The sequence below is a fragment of the Pseudomonas sp. PS01303 genome, assembly GCF_029959385.1.
GTDB classification, from domain to species: Bacteria; Pseudomonadota; Gammaproteobacteria; order Pseudomonadales; family Pseudomonadaceae; genus Aquipseudomonas; species Aquipseudomonas rustica.
This window is the reverse complement of sequence record NZ_JASCPK010000359.1, coordinates 1-255: the sequence shown is the minus strand read 5'-3', so window position 1 is coordinate 255 and position 255 is coordinate 1. Positions and strand designations below refer to the sequence as shown.

The following is a 255-nucleotide window of genomic DNA, read 5'->3' as shown; positions in this document are numbered from 1 at the left end:
TTACCTTAGCCTGATCCGTTACCAGTGAAAGTAACGTTCAGTCTATCTTTCTATCACATACCCAAATTTTTAAAGAACGAACTAGTCAAAGACTAGAAATCAACATTCATCATCACAACGATGGAATGCTCATTTCTAAGCTTTCAAACTTCAGAAGCAGTAGTGGTGGAGCCAAACGGGATCGAACCGTTGACCTCCTGCGTGCAAGGCAGGCGCTCTCCCAGCTGAGCTATGGCCCCGTATTTCTACAGGCGT

Annotated in this window: 1 tRNA gene; it reads right to left on the bottom strand. The window is 45.1% G+C overall.

Annotation, left to right across the window (positions count from 1 at the left end):
* Positions 1-163 precede the first annotated feature (163 nt).
* Positions 164-239: transfer RNA gene (locus QMX93_RS30950), tRNA-Ala, on the bottom strand.
* Positions 240-255: the final 16 nt, after the last annotated feature.